General features: G+C 41.8%; 16 protein-coding genes. 8 read left to right on the forward strand and 8 right to left on the reverse strand.

Translation table 11 applies throughout. The annotated features are described in order from the left end of the window. Positions 1-2 precede the first annotated feature (2 nt). Complete coding sequence (locus tag CTY48_RS13900; protein WP_099469074.1) at positions 3-1,814, reverse strand: methyl-accepting chemotaxis protein; 1,812 nt, start codon at positions 1,812-1,814, stop codon at positions 3-5. A gap of 208 nt (positions 1,815-2,022) precedes the next feature. Between CTY48_RS13900 and CTY48_RS13905 the strand changes: the two genes are divergently transcribed. Continuing rightward, positions 2,023-2,610, forward strand: a complete 588-nt coding sequence (locus CTY48_RS13905; protein ID WP_099469075.1) for a TetR/AcrR family transcriptional regulator — start codon at positions 2,023-2,025, stop codon at positions 2,608-2,610. Next, positions 2,607-3,212, forward strand: coding sequence for a hypothetical protein (locus CTY48_RS13910; RefSeq protein WP_099469076.1), 606 nt, complete (start codon positions 2,607-2,609; stop codon positions 3,210-3,212). The genes CTY48_RS13905 and CTY48_RS13910 overlap by 4 nt, the downstream gene beginning before the upstream one ends. Before the next feature lie 93 nt (positions 3,213-3,305). Here the strand turns inward: CTY48_RS13910 and xylB are convergent, their stop codons facing one another. Continuing rightward, positions 3,306-4,775 carry a xylulokinase gene (gene xylB / locus CTY48_RS13915; protein WP_099469077.1) on the reverse strand — a complete coding sequence of 490 codons (1,470 nt, stop codon included), beginning with the start codon at positions 4,773-4,775 and terminating at the stop codon, positions 3,306-3,308. A 9-nt stretch (positions 4,776-4,784) separates the two neighbouring features. Further along, the gene (locus CTY48_RS13920; RefSeq protein WP_099469078.1) at positions 4,785-6,257 is read right to left on the reverse strand and encodes an L-fucose/L-arabinose isomerase family protein; all 1,473 of its coding nucleotides are present in this window, start codon (positions 6,255-6,257) and stop codon (positions 4,785-4,787) included. 127 nt (positions 6,258-6,384) lie between these two features. Here CTY48_RS13920 and CTY48_RS13925 point away from each other — a divergent pair, with 127 nt between their 5' ends. The 3 genes from CTY48_RS13925 to CTY48_RS13935 all read left to right on the forward strand — a co-directional run bounded on the left by CTY48_RS13925 (position 6,385) and on the right by CTY48_RS13935 (position 11,371). Further along, positions 6,385-7,521 carry an ROK family transcriptional regulator gene (locus CTY48_RS13925; protein ID WP_099469079.1) on the forward strand — a complete coding sequence of 379 codons (1,137 nt, stop codon included), beginning with the start codon at positions 6,385-6,387 and terminating at the stop codon, positions 7,519-7,521. Between the two features lie 240 nt (positions 7,522-7,761). After that, positions 7,762-10,386 carry a bifunctional acetaldehyde-CoA/alcohol dehydrogenase gene (gene adhE, locus CTY48_RS13930; RefSeq protein WP_099469080.1) on the forward strand — a complete coding sequence of 875 codons (2,625 nt, stop codon included), beginning with the start codon at positions 7,762-7,764 and terminating at the stop codon, positions 10,384-10,386. Positions 10,387-10,621: 235 nt separating this feature from the next. Further along, entirely contained in the window at positions 10,622-11,371 is a 750-nt protein-coding gene (locus tag CTY48_RS13935; protein WP_099469081.1) for a phosphotransferase, read from the forward strand. Positions 11,372-11,453: 82 nt separating this feature from the next. Here the strand turns inward: CTY48_RS13935 and CTY48_RS13940 are convergent, their stop codons facing one another. From CTY48_RS13940 to CTY48_RS13960, 5 genes are all read right to left on the reverse strand, one after another. Then, positions 11,454-13,214 carry a DUF2264 domain-containing protein gene (locus CTY48_RS13940; protein ID WP_099469082.1) on the reverse strand — a complete coding sequence of 587 codons (1,761 nt, stop codon included), beginning with the start codon at positions 13,212-13,214 and terminating at the stop codon, positions 11,454-11,456. Positions 13,215-13,286: 72 nt separating this feature from the next. After that, complete coding sequence (locus tag CTY48_RS13945; RefSeq protein ID WP_099469083.1) at positions 13,287-14,447, reverse strand: glycoside hydrolase family 88 protein; 1,161 nt, start codon at positions 14,445-14,447, stop codon at positions 13,287-13,289. Positions 14,448-14,469: 22 nt separating this feature from the next. Next, on the reverse strand, positions 14,470-15,231 hold the full coding sequence (locus tag CTY48_RS13950; protein WP_099470172.1) for a carbohydrate ABC transporter permease: 762 nt from the start codon (positions 15,229-15,231) through the stop codon (positions 14,470-14,472). A gap of 89 nt (positions 15,232-15,320) precedes the next feature. Continuing rightward, complete coding sequence (locus CTY48_RS13955; RefSeq protein WP_099469084.1) at positions 15,321-16,232, reverse strand: carbohydrate ABC transporter permease; 912 nt, start codon at positions 16,230-16,232, stop codon at positions 15,321-15,323. Positions 16,233-16,456: 224 nt separating this feature from the next. Then, positions 16,457-17,833: an ABC transporter substrate-binding protein gene (locus CTY48_RS13960; RefSeq protein ID WP_099469085.1), complete on the reverse strand. Its 1,377-nt coding sequence runs from the start codon at positions 17,831-17,833 to the stop codon at positions 16,457-16,459. A 234-nt stretch (positions 17,834-18,067) separates the two neighbouring features. Here CTY48_RS13960 and CTY48_RS13965 point away from each other — a divergent pair, with 234 nt between their 5' ends. Genes CTY48_RS13965 through CTY48_RS13975 form a run of 3 tightly spaced genes read left to right on the forward strand, consistent with a single transcriptional unit; the run spans position 18,068 to position 23,289 of the window. Beyond that, the gene (locus tag CTY48_RS13965; RefSeq protein ID WP_099469086.1) at positions 18,068-19,873 is read left to right on the forward strand and encodes a sensor histidine kinase; all 1,806 of its coding nucleotides are present in this window, start codon (positions 18,068-18,070) and stop codon (positions 19,871-19,873) included. After that, positions 19,874-21,475: a response regulator gene (locus CTY48_RS13970; RefSeq protein ID WP_099469087.1), complete on the forward strand. Its 1,602-nt coding sequence runs from the start codon at positions 19,874-19,876 to the stop codon at positions 21,473-21,475. A gap of 17 nt (positions 21,476-21,492) precedes the next feature. Beyond that, positions 21,493-23,289, forward strand: a complete 1,797-nt coding sequence (locus CTY48_RS13975; protein ID WP_099469088.1) for a heparinase II/III domain-containing protein — start codon at positions 21,493-21,495, stop codon at positions 23,287-23,289. Positions 23,290-23,380: the final 91 nt, after the last annotated feature.

Consider the following 23,380-nt stretch of genomic DNA (forward strand, 5'->3'; position numbering starts at 1 on the left):
TACTATCTAATCCGGAACCGGTTGATAATGGCGTTTAAATCCTGCACCATACCATGAAGATTTGAGATATTTGCCGATACCTCTGCCAAAATGGTAGACTGCTCTTCTGCATTGGCTGAAATTTCTTCTGTGGAAGCTGTATTTTCGATGGATACATCTGCTACCTCCTGCAATAGCTCAATCACATTGTTTTTCTTGCGGTTGGTTTCCATATTCCCACGAACTATTTCTTTGATGCCCTCTCTCTGCTGCTGCAAGCCTTCCCCAATCTTCTCAATGACATACTCTGCCTGCTGGACTGTTTCATCAATTTTTTCAACACCTGATTTATTAATTCCGATGAAATGTACCGCTTCTTCTGACTGGCTCTGCATCTGAGCAATTTTGCCCCTAATATTGTCCGCCGCTGCTGCCGTCTCATTGGCAAGCGCTCTTATTTCTTCTGCCACTACCGCAAAGCCCACCCCGTGCTCTCCTGCTCTGGCTGCTTCAATGCTGGCATTCAGTGCTAAAAGATTTGTCTGGCTTGCAACATTTGTTATCAGTGATGTTATTTCTCCTATGTCCCCAGATGTATCGGCAATGTTCATTATTATTTTCTCTATCTCGGCAGAATTTTCCTGATTTTTCAAATTCGCTGCCTTTAGGTGGGAGACTGATGTTATTCCCTCTTCCTTATACTTTAAATTGCTTTCTGCCACAGATTCAATTCTTCGGCCTTCCTCCGCCGCATATTTTATGTCCTCACCCAAAGATGTGACACTCTGAACGGTATCAAGCGTTTTGGTATTCTGGATTTCTATTTGAGCTGCCATATTAGTAATTGCTGTTGTTACTTCCTCCGTACTCTTAGATACTATATTGGAAGACTGATTTAAATCTGTTGCAAATTGATTGAGCTGTTGGCTGGATGTCGTCATTGACTGTACAATTTCGTTGAAGCTATCCAGCAAACGATTTACGGAATCTGCCAGCAGCTTTGTCTCATCCTTTGACTTTACCACAATTTTTTCCTGTACCAAATCTCCCTCTGATACCTTATGTAAGGTGCGCGCAATCAGTTTAATCGGCTTTGTTATCCGGTATGCCAGGACAGCTACCAAACCCATCGCAAAAAACATGATAACCGGTATTGCTATTAAATTATTTTTTAGGATGGCACTGCTGCCGCTGTAAAAATCTCTGTCATATATCACAGCGCAAACAGTCCAGTCCCAGTATGGAAAATATCTAGAAACAACTGTTTTGCTGTCTTCTATACTGCTACTCTCGCTACTCAGAGAATAATTAATAATTCCTCCGCCTGCTTTCGCCAATTCGACTAGCTTTTGAACAATATAATCCCCCTCTGTAGATTTTAATTCGTTGATATTACCTTCTAAAAAAGGATGCGATACAATATCTCCTTGGGAATTTACAATAAAAAAGTAGCCTGACTCTCCTAAATCCAAGATATGCTGTGCATTTTCAGAGGACTCTGTCGCCGAAGCCACAGCATCCGTCTGATCTGTTGTTGCTGCTGATGTGGCGTCAGCTTTTATCTCTGCCGAAATCTCATTTAATGACTCAATGGACTGAATGGATGCACTCTTTGCATTTTCCTCGGTCATCCAGCCCTCCTGTATGTAAACATAATTGCGGTTCACCTCCGACATGGCTGTTTCCACCGCATTTTCAAGTATGATTTTACTCGATTTTTCAATTTCATTTCTGGATACAATGTAATTAAAAACCGAAATGCCAATCAATACGATAACAATAATAAATGCTACCAATACTCCAATCTTTTTTCCGATTTGGTCAAACTTAAACATCTTAACTTTTTCCTTTTTATCTATGGTATCTTTTTATTGTATCATAGGTACCATTTTGTAATTCTTAATTATTTATAAAATATTTTCTTCTTTATTTACTTTTGAGGCAAGCAAGAAATGAAATATGTCAGTTAGAAAAGTTATTTATATATTGACTTATTGAACGCTGTTCAGTATAATTTATTTGAACAGTGTTCAGGAGGTTAATATGAAAAAGACACCAAACATGAAAGAAAACATCATCGAAGTAGCAACCGAATTAATTGAACAAAACGATGGGGAAATCAAGAATATTACTACCCGCATGATTGCGGAAAAAGCCGGTATCGGATTGGGGCTAGTCAATTATCACTTCAAAAGTAAGGAAAATCTGATTACCATTTGTGTCCAGCGAATTATCGGAAAGGTAGTCGCAGGCTTTCATATGGAAAAGGAATATACCACGGATCAGGAACGCCTGACTGCCTGGGCGACCTATGTTTTTGATTTTCTTTTTGAGCATCCTGCAATTTCCCGCATCTCTATTTTAGGGGACTTCGAACATTATACTTTGGGCTGCAACTCTCTGTCCACGCAGAGGGGCTTTATGCTTGCACTTACAAAGGATATTGAGGAGAAAGACAAACCGCTATTCTCCTTTGTTCTTACATCTGCCATGCAGACAGCTTTTCTAAGCGGCACTGCTGCTAAGAGTCTGCTCTGCTATGATTTTACGCAGCAGGCAGACCGGGCTGCTTATATAAAAACATTGGTCAATCTTCTCTTTGAGGGAATGAGGAAGGAGCACTCTTTATGAACAGAAAAATAGGAATGACCGCATCCATTGTCAATGTGATTGCGGTCGGAGGATTCGCATTATCAATGCTGCTTGGAAATTCTTTTACCAGCTATTTGACTTCAATCTTCATTGCGTTCAGCTTTGTCATTATGATGTGTACATTTTCTTTTTATACAAAAGAAGAAGCTAAGGTGGCTGGAAGCTCGGCTGTAGGTTTTGCGGTTATGTATGCAGCCATCAACTCTTTTATTTATTTCACACAGATAACAACCGTAAGGGCTGGCGGTCTGTCAGAACAGGCATCCGCTATCTTGGATTTTGAGCAGTTTGGATTATTTTTTAATTGCGACATGTTAGGCTACGCTTTGATGTCGCTAGCTACCTTTTTTGCAGGTCTGACTATCGACGCTGCCTCCAAATCCGATAAATGGCTGAAAGCACTCTTGTTAATACACGGCGTCTTTTTTATTTCCTGTTTTATCATGCCACTGCTTGGATTGTTTCATGCAGGCATGGAGGGAGGTGCGCAGATAGGAACCTCTGTCTTAATCTTTTGGTGTGTATATTTTATACCGATTGGAGTGCTGTCATTTTGGCATTTTTCTGGATGTGAGAAATAAATTTATATGATATGAAAAACGCCGAAAACCTGCAAGAACAATTACTCTTGCAGGTTTTTGGCATTTACTCTTTACTATCCAGCTTTAACTTTCCTACTTCAAAACATCAAACAGTCCCTTCACCGTAGGATAAATCTGTTTGAATTTATGATACTTCTCGTCATACTTTGAGACAAGCTCCGGTGTCGGCTCAATCGTATCGACTACCTTTACGATTTTTTCTGCCGCTTCCTCCACAGAAGCATATTCTTTGTTTGCCACTGCCGCAAGCATGGCACTTCCGAGTGCAGGTCCTTCTTCGCTCTCAATGACATCTACCTTGAGATTTAGCACATTGGCAATGATTTTTTTCCAGAGCGGACTTTTTGCACCGCCGCCGCAGATTTTTGTTCTCTCGATTTGAATGCCGAGTGACTTGGCAACCTCAAACGAATCGCGGATTGCAAAGGCAACACCTTCCAGTACCGCCTGCGTCATATCAGCTCTTGTCGTGTCCATCGTCATGCCGATAAACGTTCCTCGCGCGTCCGGATTATTGTGCGGGGAGCGCTCTCCCATCAAGTACGGAAGGAAGTACACTTGATTTTCACCAAGCTTTGTAATCTCTGCCTGCTCCTTCGCATATTCCTTTGTCCCGATGATGCCGTCCATCCACCACTTGTTGCAGGACGCCGCACTCAGCATACAGCCCATCAGATGATAATTTCCGTCCGCATGGGCAAACGCATGCAATGCATTGTTTGCATCTACGCCAAAAGCCTTGCTGGAAATAAATATGGTTCCGGATGTTCCGAGTGAAATGTTACATCTTCCGTCGCCGACCGTTCCGGTTCCGACAGCCGCTGCCGCATTGTCACCTGCTCCGGCAACAATTTTACAGTTTTCCGGCAAGCCAAGCTCCTTTGCAATTTCAGGCTTTAGGGTTCCTACCGCGTCATAGCTTTCAAAGAGCTTTGGCATTTGCTCCTCTGTAACGGAGCAGATTTCAAGCATTTCGTTCGACCAACATTTATTTTTTACATCCATCAAAAGCATGCCGGAGGCATCTGAGTAATCACTGCAATGAACACCGGAAAGCATATACGCAATGTAATCCTTCGGAAGCATAATTTTGCTTATTTTTTCAAAATTCTCCGGCTCATTTGCCTTCACCCACAGAAGCTTTGGTGCCGTAAAGCCCGCAAAGGCAATATTTGCCGTGTACGCGGAAAGCTTCTCTTTTCCAATCACTTCATTTAGGTAGTTCGTCTCTTTTCCTGTTCTTCCGTCATTCCAAAGAATTGCAGGGCGAATCACATTATCCTCACCGTCTAAAATCACAAGTCCATGCATCTGTCCGCCAAAGCTGATTCCAGCCACCTGACTTTTGTCAACCTGAGCTGTCAATTCCTTAATTCCCTCTGTAACACCCTTCCACCAGTCTTCCGGCTTTTGCTCAGACCAGCCCGGGTTTGGAAAATAAAGAGGATATTCTTTTGATACCACATTTTTGATTGTTCCATCTGCTTCCATTAAGATAAGCTTAACTGCAGAGGTTCCTAAATCTACTCCGATATATAACATAGCTACCTCCTATGCGAATGGGTTTTCTGTTTTATAAAGCATCGTTTTTGGTTGATTAAAGCCGATTTCTTCTACCTCTACACCGATGTATTTGAATACCTCATACAGTGCCTTTCCGTAATGTCCGAAGGCAACAGCACCATGGTGAGGATAGTTTCCTTCAATCAATACGTGACGGTAAAATCTTCCCATTTCAGGAATTGCAAATACACCGATACCTCCGAAGGAACGGGTTGCAACCGGCAATACCTCACCGTGGGCAATGTAGCCGCGAAGCTTTGCATCTGCAGTACTCTGCAATCTGAAAAAGGTGATTTCTCCCGGCATGATATCTCCCTCGAGCGTTCCCTGTGTCACTTCCTCCGGCAAACTTCTTGCCATGATAAGCTGATATTTCATAGAACAGAAAGATAATTTGCCCGAAGCTGTGTTTCCGCAGTGGAAGCCCATAAAAGTATCCTGTAAGGTGTAGTCGTATTTTCCTTTGATTTCTGAATTGTACATATCCTTTGGAACTGTGTTGTTGATATCAAGCAGAGTAACCGTATCGTCCGATACCACTGTTCCGATAAACTCGCTTAGTGCACCGTAAATATCTACCTCACAGGATACCGGAATTCCCATAGCTGTCAGACGGCTGTTTACATAACAAGGCACAAAACCAAACTGTGTCTGGAAAGCTGGCCAGCATTTTCCTGCAATCGCAACATAATCCCTGGAGCCTTTGTGTGCCTCCACCCAATCCAATAAGGTAATCTCATACTGTGCAAGCTTTGGAAGAATTTCCGGCTTCATGTTGCCCTCGCCAAGCTCCTCCTCCATGCTCTTTACCACTGCCGGAATACGCTCATCCCCTGCGTGCTTGTTAAACGCTTCAAACAAGTCAAGCTCTGAGTTTTCCTCTATCTCAACGCCGAGGTTATATAACTGCTTAATCGGTGCGTTACAGGCAAGGAAGTCCTGCGGACGTGGTCCGAAGCTGATGATTTTTAAGTTGTTCAGTCCGATTATTGCCTTTGCAATCGGCTCAAACTCCTCAATCATTTTTGCAACGTCCTCTGCGTCGCCCACCGGATATTCCGGTATGTATGCTTTGATATTTCTAAGCTTTAAGTTATAGCTGGCATTTAACATTCCGCAGTATGCATCGCCACGCCCCTGAATCAAGTTGTCGCCTGTCTCTTCCGCTGCTGCCGCAAACATAACCGGTCCGTCAAAATACTTTGCCAAAAGAGTTTCGGGTGTCTCCGGTCCGAAGTTTCCGAGGTAAACAACAAGTGCATTACAGCCTGCTTCGTTCACATCCGCCAGCGCCTTTTTCATGTCCGTCTCACTCTCCACCACGACTGGACATTCATAGATAATTCCCCTTTTGCCATACTCTGCTGCCACTGCCTTTCTTCTTCCCTCTGACAATGTCATCGGAAAACAGTCACGGCTTACTGCTACAATTCCCAATTTTAATTCCGGCATATTCTTCATTTTTCCTTCTCCTTTTCGTGTGCGAAAACTTTATTCCTTGGTATTAGTTTACTCACTAAACTAATTGTGATATAATTATAATACGAAAGCGCTATACAGTCAAGATATATAAGAAGGAGAACTCGACATGATAACAGGAAGTAAGGAACTAATCCGCGATATCAACACCTCGCTGGTCACAAACTTAATTATAGAAAAAGGACCGATTTCGCGCGCCGCTATCGCAAAAGAACTGGGACTCACGAAGGCAACCATCTCTGCGATTGTTCAGAATCTTTTGGAGCGTAAACTTGTGGAAGAAATCGGAACGGCAAATGTCACCTCGGGCCGAAAACCTGTGCTTTTGACCTTCTGCTATGACTGTGCCTATGCCGTTTCAGTCGATGTTTCCTCCAGCCATATCAGCGTACTGTCTGCCCATTTAGGCGGCGGCGACTGCTCTTTGAAGCAATATCCTTCTTCTAATAAGAAGAAAGATATTATTCCTCTTCTGATTCAGTATATTGAAAAGCAGATTGCAGCCGTGGCTCAGTCACATTATGGCATTGTCGGTATCACCATCGGCATTCACGGTATTACCAATCACAACAAAGTAGTCTTTACCCCTTATTCTCCCTACACAGACATTGACTTTGCCACGGAGCTTGCAGATTATTTTCACGTTCCGGTTCTTGTAGAAAATGAAGCAAATCTCTCTGTCCTTGGCGAATATACCTTCCATTATCCGATCAAAAATATGGTCGGTATCAGCGTTCATTCAGGTATCGGTCTCGGCATTATGATAGATGGCAGCCTCTATCACGGATTAAACGGCTATGCCGGTGAGTTCGGCCATTCTATTATTGAGGTAGACGGTCTTTTGTGCCCTTGCGGTAACCACGGTTGTTTTGAGCAGTACGCCTCAGAGCGTGCACTTTTATCAAAACTTGCCGCTGAAAAAGGACTTTCAATGATTACAGCGGACGATTTCGTTAAACTTTATACAAACAAAGAGGAATATTCTGTCGAAATCATAAAACTGTTTGTTAAATATATGTCCATCGGAATTCGAAATATTATCAATACGCTGAATCCGGAGCTCATTGTAATTAACAGCTCTTTCACAATGAACTTTCCTCATATTATAGAGGAGATTCAATCCTGCCTGACAAGTAACATTCATAAATCTTGTCCGATTGTACCCTCAAAGCTTCAGGATATGTCTATTTTACTGGGCGGAATCTGCATGAGCCGCAATGCGTTTCTAGCTGATATGTATCGTTAATCTTGCCTCTCAGCCTCCATACATACTCTCCTTGTACTACGGGCATACTAACCTGTATGCTTGTAGGTACTTTCTAACATAAAATTCCTTTTTAAAGTTTATTTTTTGTGTAGTTTTTTTAAGCAGAAATCATTGACACTATTTTAACAATGTTGTATAATGAGTTTGTTAAAAAAATATCAATTTGATTTATTTATTATACTATTAACGGTATGAAATCATTCATGGAGGTTATGACTTATGGCAAAAAAAGAACAAGTATCAAACGAACCTGCAACAAATTTAGTAGACAGCGTTGATGCTCTACTTGCAAAAATGGAACAAATGAGAGAGGCTCAGAAGATATTTGCTACTTATTCTCAGGAGCAGGTGGACAAAATTTTCTTCGCTGCTTCCGTAGCTGCTAACATGCAGAGAATCCCATTGGCAAAAATGGCTGTTGAAGAGACAGGAATGGGTATCGCGGAAGACAAGGTTATCAAAAATCACTATGCTGCTGAATATATTTACAACGCATACAAGGATACAAAGACCTGCGGTGTTATAGAAGAAGATAATGCTTTTGGAATTAAAAAAGTTGCTGAACCAATCGGTTTGATTGCTGCCGTTATTCCGACAACAAACCCAACTTCAACTGCAATTTTCAAAACTTTAATTTCCTTAAAGACAAGAAATGCAATTATTATTTCCCCACATCCTCGTGCAAAGAACTGCACCATTGAGGCTGCAAAAATCGTACTCGAAGCTGCTGTTAAGGCTGGCGCTCCAGAAGGAATTATCGGATGGATTGACGTACCGTCACTGGAACTGACAAACGAAGTTATGAAGAATGCTGATATCATTTTAGCAACAGGCGGTCCTGGAATGGTTAAGGCTGCTTACTCTTCCGGTAAACCGGCTCTTGGTGTTGGTGCTGGTAACACTCCTGTTATCATTGATGATACAGCAGATGTTAAGCTTGCCGTAAGCTCTATCATTCACTCCAAGACATTTGACAACGGTATGATTTGTGCTTCCGAGCAGTCTGTAACTGTACTTGATAAAGTTTATGATGCAGTTAAGAAAGAGTTTGAAGTGAGAGGCTGCTATTTCTTAAAGCCTGCTGAAATTGAAAAGGTAAGAAAAACTATTATTATAAATGGCGCATTAAACGCGAAAATTGTTGGACAGAGTGCTCATACAATTGCAAAGCTTGCCGGCGTAGACGTACCGGTAGCTACTAAGATTATCATCGGTGAAGTTGAATCCGTTGACATCGAGGAAGAATTTGCACATGAGAAGTTATCTCCGGTTCTTGCAATGTACAGAGCAAAAACCTATGATGAGGCAATTGCAAAAGCTGAGCAGCTTGTAGCTGACGGCGGATACGGACATACCGCTTCTCTTTATATCCACACGGCTCAGAAAGAAAAAATGGCTCAGCACGCTGCTGCTATGAAGACTTGCCGTATTTTAGTAAATACTCCTGCTGCACACGGCGGTATCGGTGACCTTTACAACTTTGCATTAGCTCCATCTCTGACACTTGGTTGTGGTTCTTGGGGCGGAAACTCTGTTTCTGAAAACGTTGGTGTAAAGCACTTACTGAATATTAAAACAGTTGCAGAGAGGAGAGAAAATATGCTTTGGTTTAGAGCACCTGAAAAGGTATATTTTAAAAGAGGTTGTATGCCGATTGCACTTGATGAGCTTGGCACAATAATGGGTAAGAAAAGAGCATTTATCGTAACCGATACTTTCCTTTTCAAAAATGGATACACAAAAGCAATTACAGATAAATTAGATGCTATGGGCATCGCACATACTTCTTTTTATGAAGTAGCACCAGACCCAACACTTGCTTGTGCAAAAGAGGGTGCGAAAGCAATGGCTTCTTTTGAACCGGATGTAATTATCGCTCTTGGTGGTGGTTCTGCAATGGATGCTGCAAAGATTATGTGGGTACTTTATGAGCACCCAGAAGCAGACTTTATGAAAATGGCTATGACATTCATGGATATTCGTAAGAGAGTATATACCTTCCCTAAGATGGGCGAAAAAGCTTATTTTGTAGCTATTCCGACTTCTTCAGGAACTGGTTCTGAGGTAACACCATTTGCTGTTATTACCGATGAAGAAACAGGCGTAAAATATCCTCTTGCTGACTATGAATTAATGCCTAACATGGCTATTATTGATACAGACAACGTAATGGACCAGCCAAAAGGCTTAACAAGTGCTTCCGGTATTGACGTTATGACTCATGCAATTGAAGCCTATGTATCTATCTTAGCTTCTGACTATACAGATGGTCTTGCATTAAAGGCGATTAAGAATGTATTTAGTTACTTGCCTTCCGCTTACGAAAACGGTGCAAATGATCCGATTGCAAGAGAAAAAATGGCTGATGCTGCTTGTATGGCAGGTATGGCTTTTGCAAATGCCTTCCTTGGAATTAACCATTCCCTTGCTCATAAGCTAGGTGCTTTCCACCACTTACCACACGGTGTTGCAAATGCTTTGGTTCTTTCTGAAGTAATTCGCTACAATGCGGTAGATATTCCTACTAAAATGGGTTCTTTCTCCCAGTATCAGTATCCGCATGCAAAAGAAAGATATTGTGAAATAGCACGTTTCGTTGGTATTGTTGGAAAGAATGATGATGAAACATTAGAAAAATTCATTCAGGCACTGGAAGACTTAAAGGTGAAGATTGGTATCAAGAAAACAATCAAAGATTATGGTATCGAAGAAAAAGATTTCTTAGCTACTTTGGATGAAATGGTTGAGCAGGCATTTAATGACCAGTGTACCGGTGCAAACCCAAGATATCCGTTGATGAGCGAACTGAAAGAAATTTATTTAAAAACATACTACGGAAAATAAGATTTTAGATTAAAACTTTGTTAAAGAACAAAGCGATGTATAAGATGAATAAAAGGAACTCGCTCGCTATGGGTTCCTTTTATTTATAGACTAGAATTAAGGTGTTTTGTGTTATTTATCTGTATTTTATATCATATTGTATATTTTTTTGTTAAATATATACAATTTCGTTAAATTGTAGTATAATATTTATAAACTAAAACATATTAACATTTATATAAAGGAGGACTTAATTATGACACTTGAACATGTAGTTGCAAAACGAAGTAATAAAACAGTTTACCAATCCGGTGATACCGTTGTAAAGGTATTTGATGAGAATTTTCCAAAGTCTGACATTTTAAATGAAGCACTGAACCAATCTCGAATAGAGGAAACCGGTTTGAACATTCCTAAGGTTTTGGAGGTTTCCAAAATCGACGGTAAATGGGCAATTACAATGGAGTACATCAAAGGTAAAACATTGGCTGAGTTAATAAAGGAAAATCCTGCAAACGTGGATACCTATCTGGAGCAGTTCGTAGACTTACAGTTAGAAATCCACACAAAGAAATCTCCTCTGTTAAATAAACAGAAGGAAAAATTTGCAAGAAAGATCCAGAATTCAAAGCAGATTGACGCTTCCACAAAGTATGAACTTCTCTCAAGACTTGACGGAATGCCAAAGCATACCAAGGTTTGCCATGGAGATTTCAATCCAAGTAACATTATTGTGTCCGACAAAGGTAATTTTGTAATCGACTGGTCTCACGCTACCCAAGGAAATGCCAGCGCAGATGCAGCAAGAAGTTATTTACTCTTCACTCTTCAGGACGCAGAGCTTGCCAAGAAATACATGAAGCTGTTCTGCCAGAAGAGCGATACCGCAATTCAGTATGTACAGCAGTGGCTTCCAATCGTTGCCGCTACTCAGCTTGAAAAGGGCAACCCAGACGAGAAGGAAATGCTGACACAGTGGTTAAACGTAGTAGAATATCAAGGGTAATCGAATAGATACTCCATCATATGAAAAGTGCCCCTCTCCGTTAGGAGGGGGCACTTTTTTCTTCCTTGTTATTGCTCTGTTCTTAGTTTTGCTTTGCCACAACCACAGTCTCCAAGCAACTCTCTCCCTTGGTTATCCTGTATTTTACTGCCGGAATAACAGTCTTTGCATAAATAATGTTCGTATTCGGGTCTGCGTATATGACTTCTCCTGCCACCTCGCCAAATTCCCCTGCCGCTTCTTCATTTCCTTTTGCTGCCTGCATCTGTTTTCCGGACACTTCAATTTTCCCAAAAACCTCACATCTTACACCGTGATATTCGGCTCCTGCCTTCCCCTTATCCGTGTATGTTACAAGCTCCTGCGATGGCTCTGCCGGAACGGAAAATCCACAGTCGTAGGCAATACATGCTATCTCACTCTCTATCTGATGCTTTCTGATATGTCCGTCCTCTGTCGGAATAATCGTGGTTTCCACCGTAATTCCTACATACGGGGACCAGCGTGAAATCACTTGGTCTTCCTTAACCTCAAAGCTCTCGCTGATTCTTCTCACATATACATACCCGTTTATGACAAAGGCAAGCATACTGTCAGGTGCCGCTTCGTGAAGCTCAAAGGAGGATTTGGCAACACTGAAGCCAAACTTCGTATCATAGGCAAACTTGCCGTATTTCGCCTGGGTCTGCCCATGCCCGAAGGGGCTGTATTTTCCGGGTGTGTAGGCAGTTGTGTGTCCCTTGTATGCAGCGATAAGCATATCCGCCTCCTTCAGCAGCTTTCTCTCCTCCAATTTTGGCATCGGTGCCGCCTTTACACTCCAAAATGGGTGATTTTTTGGAAGCATCAAAATAGCAAACGTCTTTAAGCTCCAATACGGAGAACCCGGACCGTTGTACCGCTCACCCATAATTAAGTTCGGGTAGCCATAGCCGATTGTCAATACATGGTCTCTGTCAAAAATCGGGAAAGAGAGCCAATGGTTTAGATGTCTCGCAATCAATCCCTTCATAATCTCCATCGAAACCGGATACACGTCTGCAATCATGCAGGCACACCAAAAGCTCACCTGTGAAAAGCGATAGGTTAAGGAGCGTCCAAACGGCAATGCCGCCCCGTCCTCATCAAACCAGTACAGGAAGGTCTTTCCAAACAGCATCGCCCTTTCCTTATATTTCTCGCTTCTCTCTTTGTCTTCCTCTCCCATCACCTTCGCGTAGAACAGACAATAAAAATGAATGGCAAAGGAGACATAATAATCCTTTTGTTCAGAGTCGCCGTCCTGATACCATCCGTCTCCCAGGTAAAATTCCTCGACCCCGTTTAAATAATATTCAAGCTTTTCTTTATCATAAGGCATTCCAAGCTTTTTCAGCGCAACATTTACCAAGACAGCAAACAAAATCCAGTTGCAGATTGGAAGCTGATATTCATTGATACCGTACAGCCATTTTGCCAGATTTTCTTTTTCCGTCTCGCTCAAAGGGTCCCAAAGCTTTTCAGGGGTGAGAATCAAGCCATATGAGATCGCTGCCATCTCCACAAACTTCTGGTCGAATTTTCTAAATCCTCCCCAGAACTCTTTATGCTTTGGATTTGTTCCGTTGATAAGTCCCTGCCTATAAATCTCCTCAAAATCGACATTGTCTGTGCCGCCTGCCCATAAGGGAACCAGGCCCCAAAGAGGTCTTGAAAAAGCCTCCATAAGGATTGCCGCCTGCTCATAGCTCGTTGCCGTATCTCCTAAATGAAGCCCTGCCTTTCCTTCACTGTAATATAGCTTTAAAGGGTTTACAATACTTAGGAGTAATTCTTCAAAATTCTCTCTGCTCTCTAATCTCATCTCATTTTCCTCCTATCACATAAAACAAGGCTGTCACAAAATGATTTCATTTTGCAGCAGCCCTGTACATTTCTACCAATACAAATCCCAGTCCTTATGCAATCTGGTCAACGCTTCCATATAAAAATAGTCTCCCCACGAATTGCATTCATCTACACCGTAGTGATTGCAGGTGTTGTAAGGGGAATGGTTGGAATAAGTGCTGTGAAGTACCAACCCGTTTGACTCCTCCATGCTCTTCACCGCATAATTCTCCTTTAAAGACTTCATCATACGTCTTGCCAGAGTCGTATAATAGTCTGCCTCTTCTTGCTCCAAATACTTTGCCATTTCAAGCATCCCGCAGGATACAATGGACGCGGAGGAGGAATCTCTTGGCTCACCCGAGCCATCCGTAAACTCCAAATCCCAGTACGGAACCATATCCTCCGGAAGATGCTCCAGATAATACCTTGTCACATTGCGGAAAATATCAATATATTCCTTTTCCCCTGTGTATTTGTATGCGAGTGCACATCCATAGACACCCCAAGCCTGCCCTCTCGCCCAAGCTGACCCGTCGCGGTAGCCCTGACAGGTTGCACCGTGGTGTGGTTCTCCTGTTTTCATATCAAAAAAGAAGGTGTGCCACGTCGAATAGTCCTCACGGATTACATTTGCGATGGCGGTATGAATATGCTTCTCGGCAATTTCGCGGTATTTATTGTCGCCTGTCTCCTCGCTCGCCCAATAAAGCAACGGAAGGTTTAGCAGGCAGTCGATGATAAGCCGATAATTTTCCGGTTCATCCATAGAGCCCCAAGCCTGAATAAATTCACCGATGGGATGATATCTTGTGATAAGCTGGTCTGCCGCCTTGATTGCCGCTTCCCTGCCGTTTTGACTCTGGATAAGCTTATAGCCTGCCACACAGGATGGGGAATATAAAAATCCCATATCGTGATGATCCACTGCTATTTTTTCATTAATGCGATGTAAAAAGCTGTCAATCTGAATTTTTGCTGCTTCCTTCAGCCTTTCATCCTTGCAAAATTCATAGGCAAGCCAGATTTCTCCTGTCCAAAACCCTGTTGTCCAATCATCATTTTCGATTGGCTTATAAAAGCCTCCCTCGCTGTATGCCTTCTGAAACTGTTTCGTAAATTCTCCTAAGTTTTGAATAATCTGCTTTGAGCAAAAGTCAAGTGCCTCTGCAACTTCCTCATCCGTAATCTTTGGTTTATTTTCAAACATCTCTCTGCCTCCTTGCTTTCTCTTATCCCTTAATTCCCGTCGAGGCAATACCCTCCACGAAATACTTCTGCAAGGATAAGAATACGATTAGAACCGGTATCAATACAACAACGGACGCAGCCATAATCAGACCGTATTCTGCAGAATACTGGGTGATAAACATACGAAGTCCTATCTGGATTGTCTTCAACTCATCCTTTGTCAAATAAAGCATCGGTCCCAAGAAGTCATTCCAGGTTCCAACGAAGGTAAAGATGGTCAGCGTGGACAGCGCCGGTTTTGACAGCGGAAGCATAATTTTTCCGTATATCTGGTACTCGCTCATACCGTCAATTCTCGCCGCCTCACACAATTCATCGGGTACACTCTGGTAAAACTGTCTCATCAAAAACACACCGAAGGCGGAGAATGCCTGTAAGCAGATAATCGCTAAATGTGTGTTATTTAACTGGAAAGAACGCATCATCATAAACTGCGGCACCATGTAAACCTGCCAAGGTACTGCTATCGTTCCTATGTAACCTAAGAATAATGCATTTTTTCCTTTGAAGTCAAGCTTTGCAAATGCGTATGCCGCAAAGCTGCTCGTGATAAGCTGTAAAATCGTAACAATAATGGTCAGCTTAGCGGTATTTTTAATAAATACCAAAAGCGGTATCTTGGTCCATATTTTCACATAATTGCTCCACTGTGGCTGACTCGGTATCCATTCAATCGGAAATACGAATACATCCTTATTAAATTTAATAGAAGCGGAAAGCATCCATACAAATGGCAGCAACATAATTAATGTAATAATAATTAATGAGAGATATAAAAATACTCGGTTTATTTTGTTTTTCTTTTTTGTTCCCACGGTTCAATTCCTCCTGTCTAATAATTTACAAATTTCTTTTCGCCCCTAAACTGAATGACTGTAACAATCAATACAAGCAGGAACAGAACCATTGAAATTGCACTCGCGTAGCCCAAATCCCAATTTTTAAATGCCACGTTATAGATATGGTATACGAGCACGAGCGTTGACGTTCCCGGTCCGCCCTGTGTAATCATATAAATCTGGTCGTATACCTTAAAGCTGTTAATCGTAAGCATGATGACAACGAAGAAGGTGGTCGGAGAAAGCATCGGCCATGTAATATTCTTAAATTTCTGCCAGTTGTTTGCTCCGTCAAGTCCTGCTGCCTCATACAGTTCACCTGAGATTCCCTGCAGACCCGCAAGGTAGATTACCATGTAATATCCCATACTCTTCCAAACACTGAATAAAATTACCGTAATCATTGCCCAGTGCTTATCTGCTGCCCATCCCGGAAGGTTTCCTGCTGCAACACCTAATTTGTTCAGCATCATGTTGATCGGACCGCTTGCCGGGTTAAAAATCATGTTCCACACGGCAGCTACCGCAACAAGGGAAGCTACATACGGGAAAAAGCTCACGGTACGGAAAAAGTTTCTTCCCTTTACCTTCTGGTTCAGCACTACCGCCAAAGCAAGTGCACTTATGAGCGTAAGCGGAACCGTTCCGATTACATACGCGATTGTATTAATAAGTGCCGCCTTAAATCTGCTGTCCGTAAATAGTTTTATAAAATTATCAAAGCCCACGAATTGCATTGGGTTATTTCCGTCCCAATCCAAAAATGCCAGTATAAAGGCAAAAATGACCGGCCCCAGGGTAAAAACTGCAAAGCCCAAGAAATTGGGAAGGATAAAGGAATAAGCAACGAGATTTTTTCTCATCTGCTTTGACATCACGATACCGCTTTTTTTCTTTTCATTCATATTTCTCACAAAGCCAATTAAATATGGCTTCTCCTCCTTTAATTTCTCTCTGTATCATCAAGCATTTCTGCATATTTTCTTTTTCACTTATACATCGGTAAACCTGCCTCTTATCACATAACTCCTCTTTTTTACTACGTTCTTCTTATAAATTTGGACGGACAATCTGCCCGTCCAAACAATTGTATTAATCGTATTAATTATTTTAATTTTTAAAACAATTATTAGTTTGCAAGAACAGCCTGAATCTGCTCGTTCATCTCTGCAATACCCTCATCAATTGTAACGTTTCCTGTCATAATGTTGTCATGAGCATCATTTAAGATTGTCTCCATCTCTGAACTCTTCTCATGTACAGGCATCTCTAAGTATGTATTTGCTGTATGCAATGCAACCTTAGAGCTGTCATCTGAAGGATATCCTTCAATAGAAGAAATTGTATTGATAACCTGATCGCTCATAATTGCCGGGAATGTTCCGGTACTAGCAATGATTGCTGCACCCTCTTCACCTGTTACAAATTTAACAAAATCAAGTGCTGCTTCTTTGTTCTCGGAAGCCTTGCTTACTGCCAATGATGTGATGGTTGCTAAAGTAGAGCCCGGTTCAACACCGTCTGCATGAGGATATTTTACAATTCCCCACTCAGTTGCCTGTGACTCACCTGAATCGATTGCTTTGATTAAAGTTGGAATAAACCATGTACCCATGTTCATCATTGCAACATTATTCTGATAAAATGCTGCGGAATAATGTAAGCTTGAAGTCTTTAATGCTGCATAATCCTGAACGATGCCGTCCTTCTGCTCACCTAAAACCATTTCATAGTAAGGCTTTAAGAACTCATAATTGCCATCTACGATTGTATTTTTTCCATCTAAGATACCAAATAACTGAACAGCACTTCTCCATGTATGATAATGTGCACCGTATACTTTTTCAGTTCCTGCTTTATCATTTGCTACTGCTCGTGCCAGCTCATCATATTTCTCAAATGTCATATCGTTTGTCGGATAATCCACTCCTGCTGCATCAAATAAAGCCTTATTGTAGTAGACAACCCAGAAATCACTTCTAAACGGCAATGCATATAACTCGTCATCCACCTTAATCTGGTCGGTAATACCGCTGTATGCGCCCAAATCAATGCCTTCCGCCTGAATGTAGCTATTTAACGGCTCAAGCTGATTTTTGTCAACGAGTGTTGCATATCCCGGAATATCCTTGATTGTTGCAACGTCAATTGTGCTGTCTCCGCCTGTAAGCTGTGTTGCCAATACTGTCATATAATCGGTAGATCCTAAATCGAGTGTCTTGATTGTAACATTTGGATGTGCTGCCTGATATGCATCAATAAGCGGCTGATAGTATGTTGTCTGGTCCAAATCCCACAATGCCCACGTAAGTGTTACTTCCTCCTCTGTTGCAGCATCCGTTGTTTCTGTTGTAGCGGTATCTGCTGCCGCAGTATCAGTTGTTGTGCTCTCTGTGGTCGTTGTCTCGGCACCTTTGTTTGAAGTGCTGGATCCACAGCCAGCCATTGATGTAACCACCATAGCAGCAGCAAGCATCAATGCAGAAAATCTTTTCATGTTTCTCATATTCTTCCTCCTTTAAATTGAATGTGCTTTAAGTATACATAATTTCTTTGAGTAAATACATGTAATCTTTCAAGAAATAATTCACTATTTCCTCTACTTTTTTCCATACCAATCTTCAATTTTTAAAAACCTATAAAATTTTATTATTTTATTTAAAATTTTACGTTCTGCCTATCTTTATTAGGATTTGTAGTATAATTAATATAGAAATTACTCGAGAAGGAGTTTTATACTATGTTCAAAAAACATCTGACTTCCATCAAAGCACGTATTGTTACAATTACGATTACATATGCTTTGCTTATATCAATTTTGATTGTATCTGTATTTTTTTATATCTTTCAGGCATTTTTGCAGGAAAACTTAGTCCGCTCCACAGAATTTAATTTGCAGTTCGTATCGGACTCCGTATCCAATGATGTAAACCAGCTTATCTATTTTGCAAGATGGTGCTGTTCAAACGATGTGATTAACTCCTATCTCACCTTCGATGAGGAGGACGATAAATCCATCTCCTTGTCCACCTTTAACCGTTTGAGCGAGGAGTACCGAAATACCAAAGCATACAAATACATTGAGCGGGTTGTCATCTCCAAAAATAATGGAAAATTCCTGCAGCTTGTATCCACCGTCTCAAGCAGCACAATGGATGCCGCCGCTATTATAAAAGAAAGCAGTTTTTTTAATCCTCTGCTTGAAAACGACGGCTTTCAATGGATTGGCATCGTAGATAATCCTTTTACCTCCTACACCCGGGGAAATTCAAAAATCATTCCGATTGTACGCCCTATTTTAGACAAGCATGGCACTGAGGTTGTCGGCTGGGTCTACTTGGGAATATCCGCCGACATCATTACGGACTATTTTACAGAATATAATTTACCGGAGGGCAGCTCGCTCTATATCACGATAGCGGATAATGTCTACCAAATTAAGGATGATACGATTACATCGGTTGAACCCTTCGCTATAAAAAAGTCTCTGGAAAACGTTGCAAACAGCCGTGACACACTTGTTTACATCGCTGATACAACTGACTCCAAAGACCGCACGATTGTCTCAAGCCCCTCCTTGCTAAAGGGCTGGTATTTATCCCAGAGCATTTCAAAGGCAGAACTATATCAGCAACGACAGTTTTACCATTTCTTTATCTATCTTATTTTACTTCTGCTGATGGGACTTGGTTTTGCTCTGCTGCTCTATTTTAACCGCACGATTAACAAACCGATCGGCAAGATAAGGAAAAAGCTCGCCGCCATCTCTAAGGGAGATTTCACTTATGATTCTTCTATTGAATGGGAGCATGAGCTTGGGGAAATCGGAAGAGGAATCAATCGTCTGTCGCAGGATATCACCGCGCTCATGGATAAGAGGATTGAGGATGAAAAGCAGCAAAAGGACTTGGAATATCAGATTTTGCTGAGCCAGATTAACCCGCATTTTCTCTATAATACACTGAATTCGATTAAATGGATGGCGACGATACAGCAGGCGGAGGGCATCGCAGAGATGACGACGGCACTCGCAAGACTCATGAAGAACATTTCCAAGGGGACGACACAGCTTATCACAATAGAGGAAGAGCTTGCTCTCTTAAAGGACTATTTTCTGATTCAGCAGTATCGTTACGGCGGCGCCGTGACCATGGAGTACAACATCGATGAGGCTGTCTACCCTCATAAAATACTTCGCTTTACTCTGCAGCCTCTTGTTGAAAATGCGCTGTTTCACGGCATTGAGCCAAAGGGCGGAACAGGCAAAATAACAATTACCATAACAACTGACTATGCAGATAAAATTGACATTTTTATTATGGATAACGGTGTCGGCATGACAAAGGAACAGATTGAAAAAAGCCTTTATTTAGAGGTTGACAATATAACCTCCGATTTTTTTAAGAAAATCGGAATCAGCAATGTAAACCGTCGGCTTCAATATGAATTCGGCAGCAGCTACGGAATCACTATAACCAGTAAACCGGGGGAGTATACGAAAATGCATATCAGGCTTCCTTATACGACATCCGAAAGGAGTTTATAAATGATTAATTTATTAATTGTTGATGATGAACCACTTGTGCAAATCGGAATTAAATCTATGCTGAATTGGAGCGATTTTGGCATCAATATATGTGGCACTGCCGGAAATGGGCAGGAAGCGCTCACCTATATTGAGGAATTTGCACCGGAGATTGTTCTGACGGATATCAAAATGCCGGTGATGAACGGTCTGGAGCTTATACAAAAATGTCGTGAACGACACAAGGAGCTGCCTTTGTTTATTATCCTGACCAGCTATGAAGAATTTGCCCTGATTAAGGAGGCAATCAGATATCAGGTTCTCGATTACCTCGTCAAACTTGAGTTAGATGCCAAGATCCTGACTGAGACGATTGAGAAGGCACTCCAAAAGCTCAATCACATTACGAAACTCTCTCATATGGAGGAGCTTAATTTGGAACTGCCAAGCATTGACGTGCTGCGAGATAAATTTTTTATCCGTCTGCTCCACAACCTCTTTTCGGACAAGGAGGAGATTGAGCTTCGTATAAAGGATTTAAACATCAATCTGCATGCGCCTTATTTTGCCGTCAGCTACTGCAAGATAAACGGATTTGACACGGAGGGCATGGCAGCTGCACAGCAGTCAAACCTTTATGACAGCACGCTGCAAATGATGAAGGAAATTGCCCATAAACATATGGAATGTCATCTTATCTCGCTTGATATGAAACACTTTTGCTTTATCTTTTTGCTGCCTAACAATAATTCTGAGGCAACTGAAATGATTTATGATACTCTTCAAAACAGTTCTGAGATGGTTTATAAATATTTTAATGTAACGGTGCATGCAAGCGTCGGACGGGTCTATGATTCTATTCTTATGATTGCGGACTCCTATCAGGACGCCAGACAGATTTCCTCCTATGCAGATGAAGGAAGTCCGATTCTCTTCTTTGATAAGATATTAGATGACGCACCAATCAAAAATGCTTTCAATATCGCTCTTTTTAAGGAAGATATCATCGAGGCGTTTGAGGAGATGAATACGGAGTCTCTGCAACATATCTTTTCACAGCTATGTGATTTGTTTGCTGCCTATCCTGCTGCCTATTTACAGGCAATTGATGCCGCCTGCAATATTTTATACCTTGCCATCTCACTTCTGCCGCAAGGCGAAAATATCGTGTCAGAAATATTTTCGGACACACCGGACGGCTACCGCTGTATTTACCGCTATAAGAGCGTCCCGCAGGTCATTGAATGGCTGACCAGACTTCAAGACGGACTGTGCAATATTTTGCAGGAAAGAAAGTCCTCCTACAAAAACCACATTATCCTCAATGTTCAAAAATATATTAATTCTCACATCGAGGAAAAACTAAGCTTAAATGATATTGCTTTCGTGTTTGGCATCAGCCCGAACTACCTGAGTGCCTTATTTAAAAAGAATTCTGAACTTGGCTTTACGGACTATGTAAACACAACCAAAATTAAGCGGGCAAAGGTGCTTTTGAAGGATTCGAATTTGAAGGTTTACGAGGTAGCAGACCAGTTAGGCTTTGAGAGCGCATTTTATTTCAGCAAGGTATTTAAAAAGGTGGAAGGCATATCACCAAGAGAATTTATCCAGCAAATATAACTAGGAGGAATTGATTCATGTTTTATGAGCTTGCTTTACAATACAACAAACAGCTTACAGAGTTTTCACCTTTTTTAACAGTGAAAAAAAGGCCGGAATGGGAACTACTCTCCCCTGCATTAAAGAAACGTCTGATTCATCTTGGCGAGAAGTATGCGGACTTTTGTTTCGAAGGGTTGCCTGCCACCTCCTTTATGGCTTTTAGCCGCACAGGAAACCGTGTGGATTATGAGGAGATATATTTCAACAAAAGAAGGGCGTTAAATGCTCTTGTCATGGCAGAACGTGTGGAAAACACAGGTCGGTTCATGGACGATATCGTCAATGGCATTTTTTCACTCTGCGAGGAGAGCGGCTGGCAGCTTCCTGCACATAACAGCTATATCAGGGATACACCACAGCTTCTTTTGCCCGATGCTTCCCTTCCTGTTTTAGACTTGTTTGCCTGCGAAACGGGTGCTTTGCTTGCCACCTTATCCTATCTGCTGGCAGATAAGCTCGATGCCTTTAGTCCTGTTATTACAAAACGAATTGCAGATGAGTTGGATAAAAGAATTTTTGCACCGTATTTTACCTGTCATTTTTGGTGGATGGGAAATGGCAAGGAACCAATGTGCAACTGGACTATCTGGTGTACCCAGAACATTTTGATTGCCGCATTTCTCTCTGGCTTATCACCCACCCGAAAACAGGAAGTACTTTTAAAGGCATGCAAGAGTGTTGATTATTTTCTAAAGGATTACGGAGACGACGGCTGCTGTGATGAGGGCGCTCAGTATTACCGCCATGCAGGACTTTGCCTGTTTAATACGATGGAGGTATTAAACTCTGTCAGCGGCGACTATTTTTCAAAACTTTATTTTAATACCAAAATCAGAAATATTGCTTCCTACATTCTAAATGTTCATGTGGATGGAGAATATTATATCAATTTTGCGGACTGCTCTCCGATTGCCGGACGTGCCGGAGTTCGGGAATTTCTTTTTGGAAAGCGCATCCAAAATACTGAGCTTATGAAGTTTGCGGCGCAGGACTACAAGGCAGATGAAAATACGCTTCTGCCGCAGGAAATCAATCTTTTCTACCGCATGCAGGCAGCCGTTACGGCAGAGGAAATTCTCTCCTACGATACAGAGGGGGATATTTTACGCGAGGACATTTATTATGAGAGCGTGGGGATATTTAAGGTACATGATGCTTCTACCTGCCTAGCCGTAAAAGCGGGTGATAATAATGACAGCCACAATCACAATGACACCGGAAGCTTTACCGTCTACAAACGCGGAAGGCCTATGTTGATTGATGTCGGCGTGGAAAGCTACAGCAAAAAAACCTTTTCGCCGGAGCGCTATGAGATATGGACGATGCAGTCCTCCTACCACAACCTGCCGGAAATCGATGGCGTGATGCAGAAAAACGGCGAGAAATACCGGGCGATTGATGTTATGCCCTCCATTGAAGCTGACAAAGCCTCCATCTCAATGGATATAGCTCCTGCTTATCCGCTCAAGAGCTTAAAATACTATAAAAGAAGCGTTTCCCTTATAAGAGATGAAAAAATCGTTGTACAAGACTGCTGGGAGGGTTGTGACAGCGTTGTATTAAACCTGATGACCTATGAAAAACCCGTTGTACAGTCAAATGATTATATTTTAATTGGAGATCTTGGCTCTGTTACAGTTGAAGGTGCCTGTTCAATTGAGGCAGAAGAGATACCTATTACGGATAAGCGGCTTCAAACCGCTTGGAAACATAGTATTTACCGCCTTAGACTTACTGCTGTGGGAGAGTCATTACAGATAGCAATTCAATAAGATAACATACCTTGCCGCGAGGTGAACCTAAAAAACCTGCTGCAGATCAATTTCCGATTTGCAGCAGGTTCTTTTTTTGTAACTCATCTTC

Source organism: Konateibacter massiliensis (genome assembly GCF_900184995.1).
GTDB classification, from domain to species: domain Bacteria; phylum Bacillota; class Clostridia; order Lachnospirales; family Lachnospiraceae; genus Lachnotalea; species Lachnotalea massiliensis.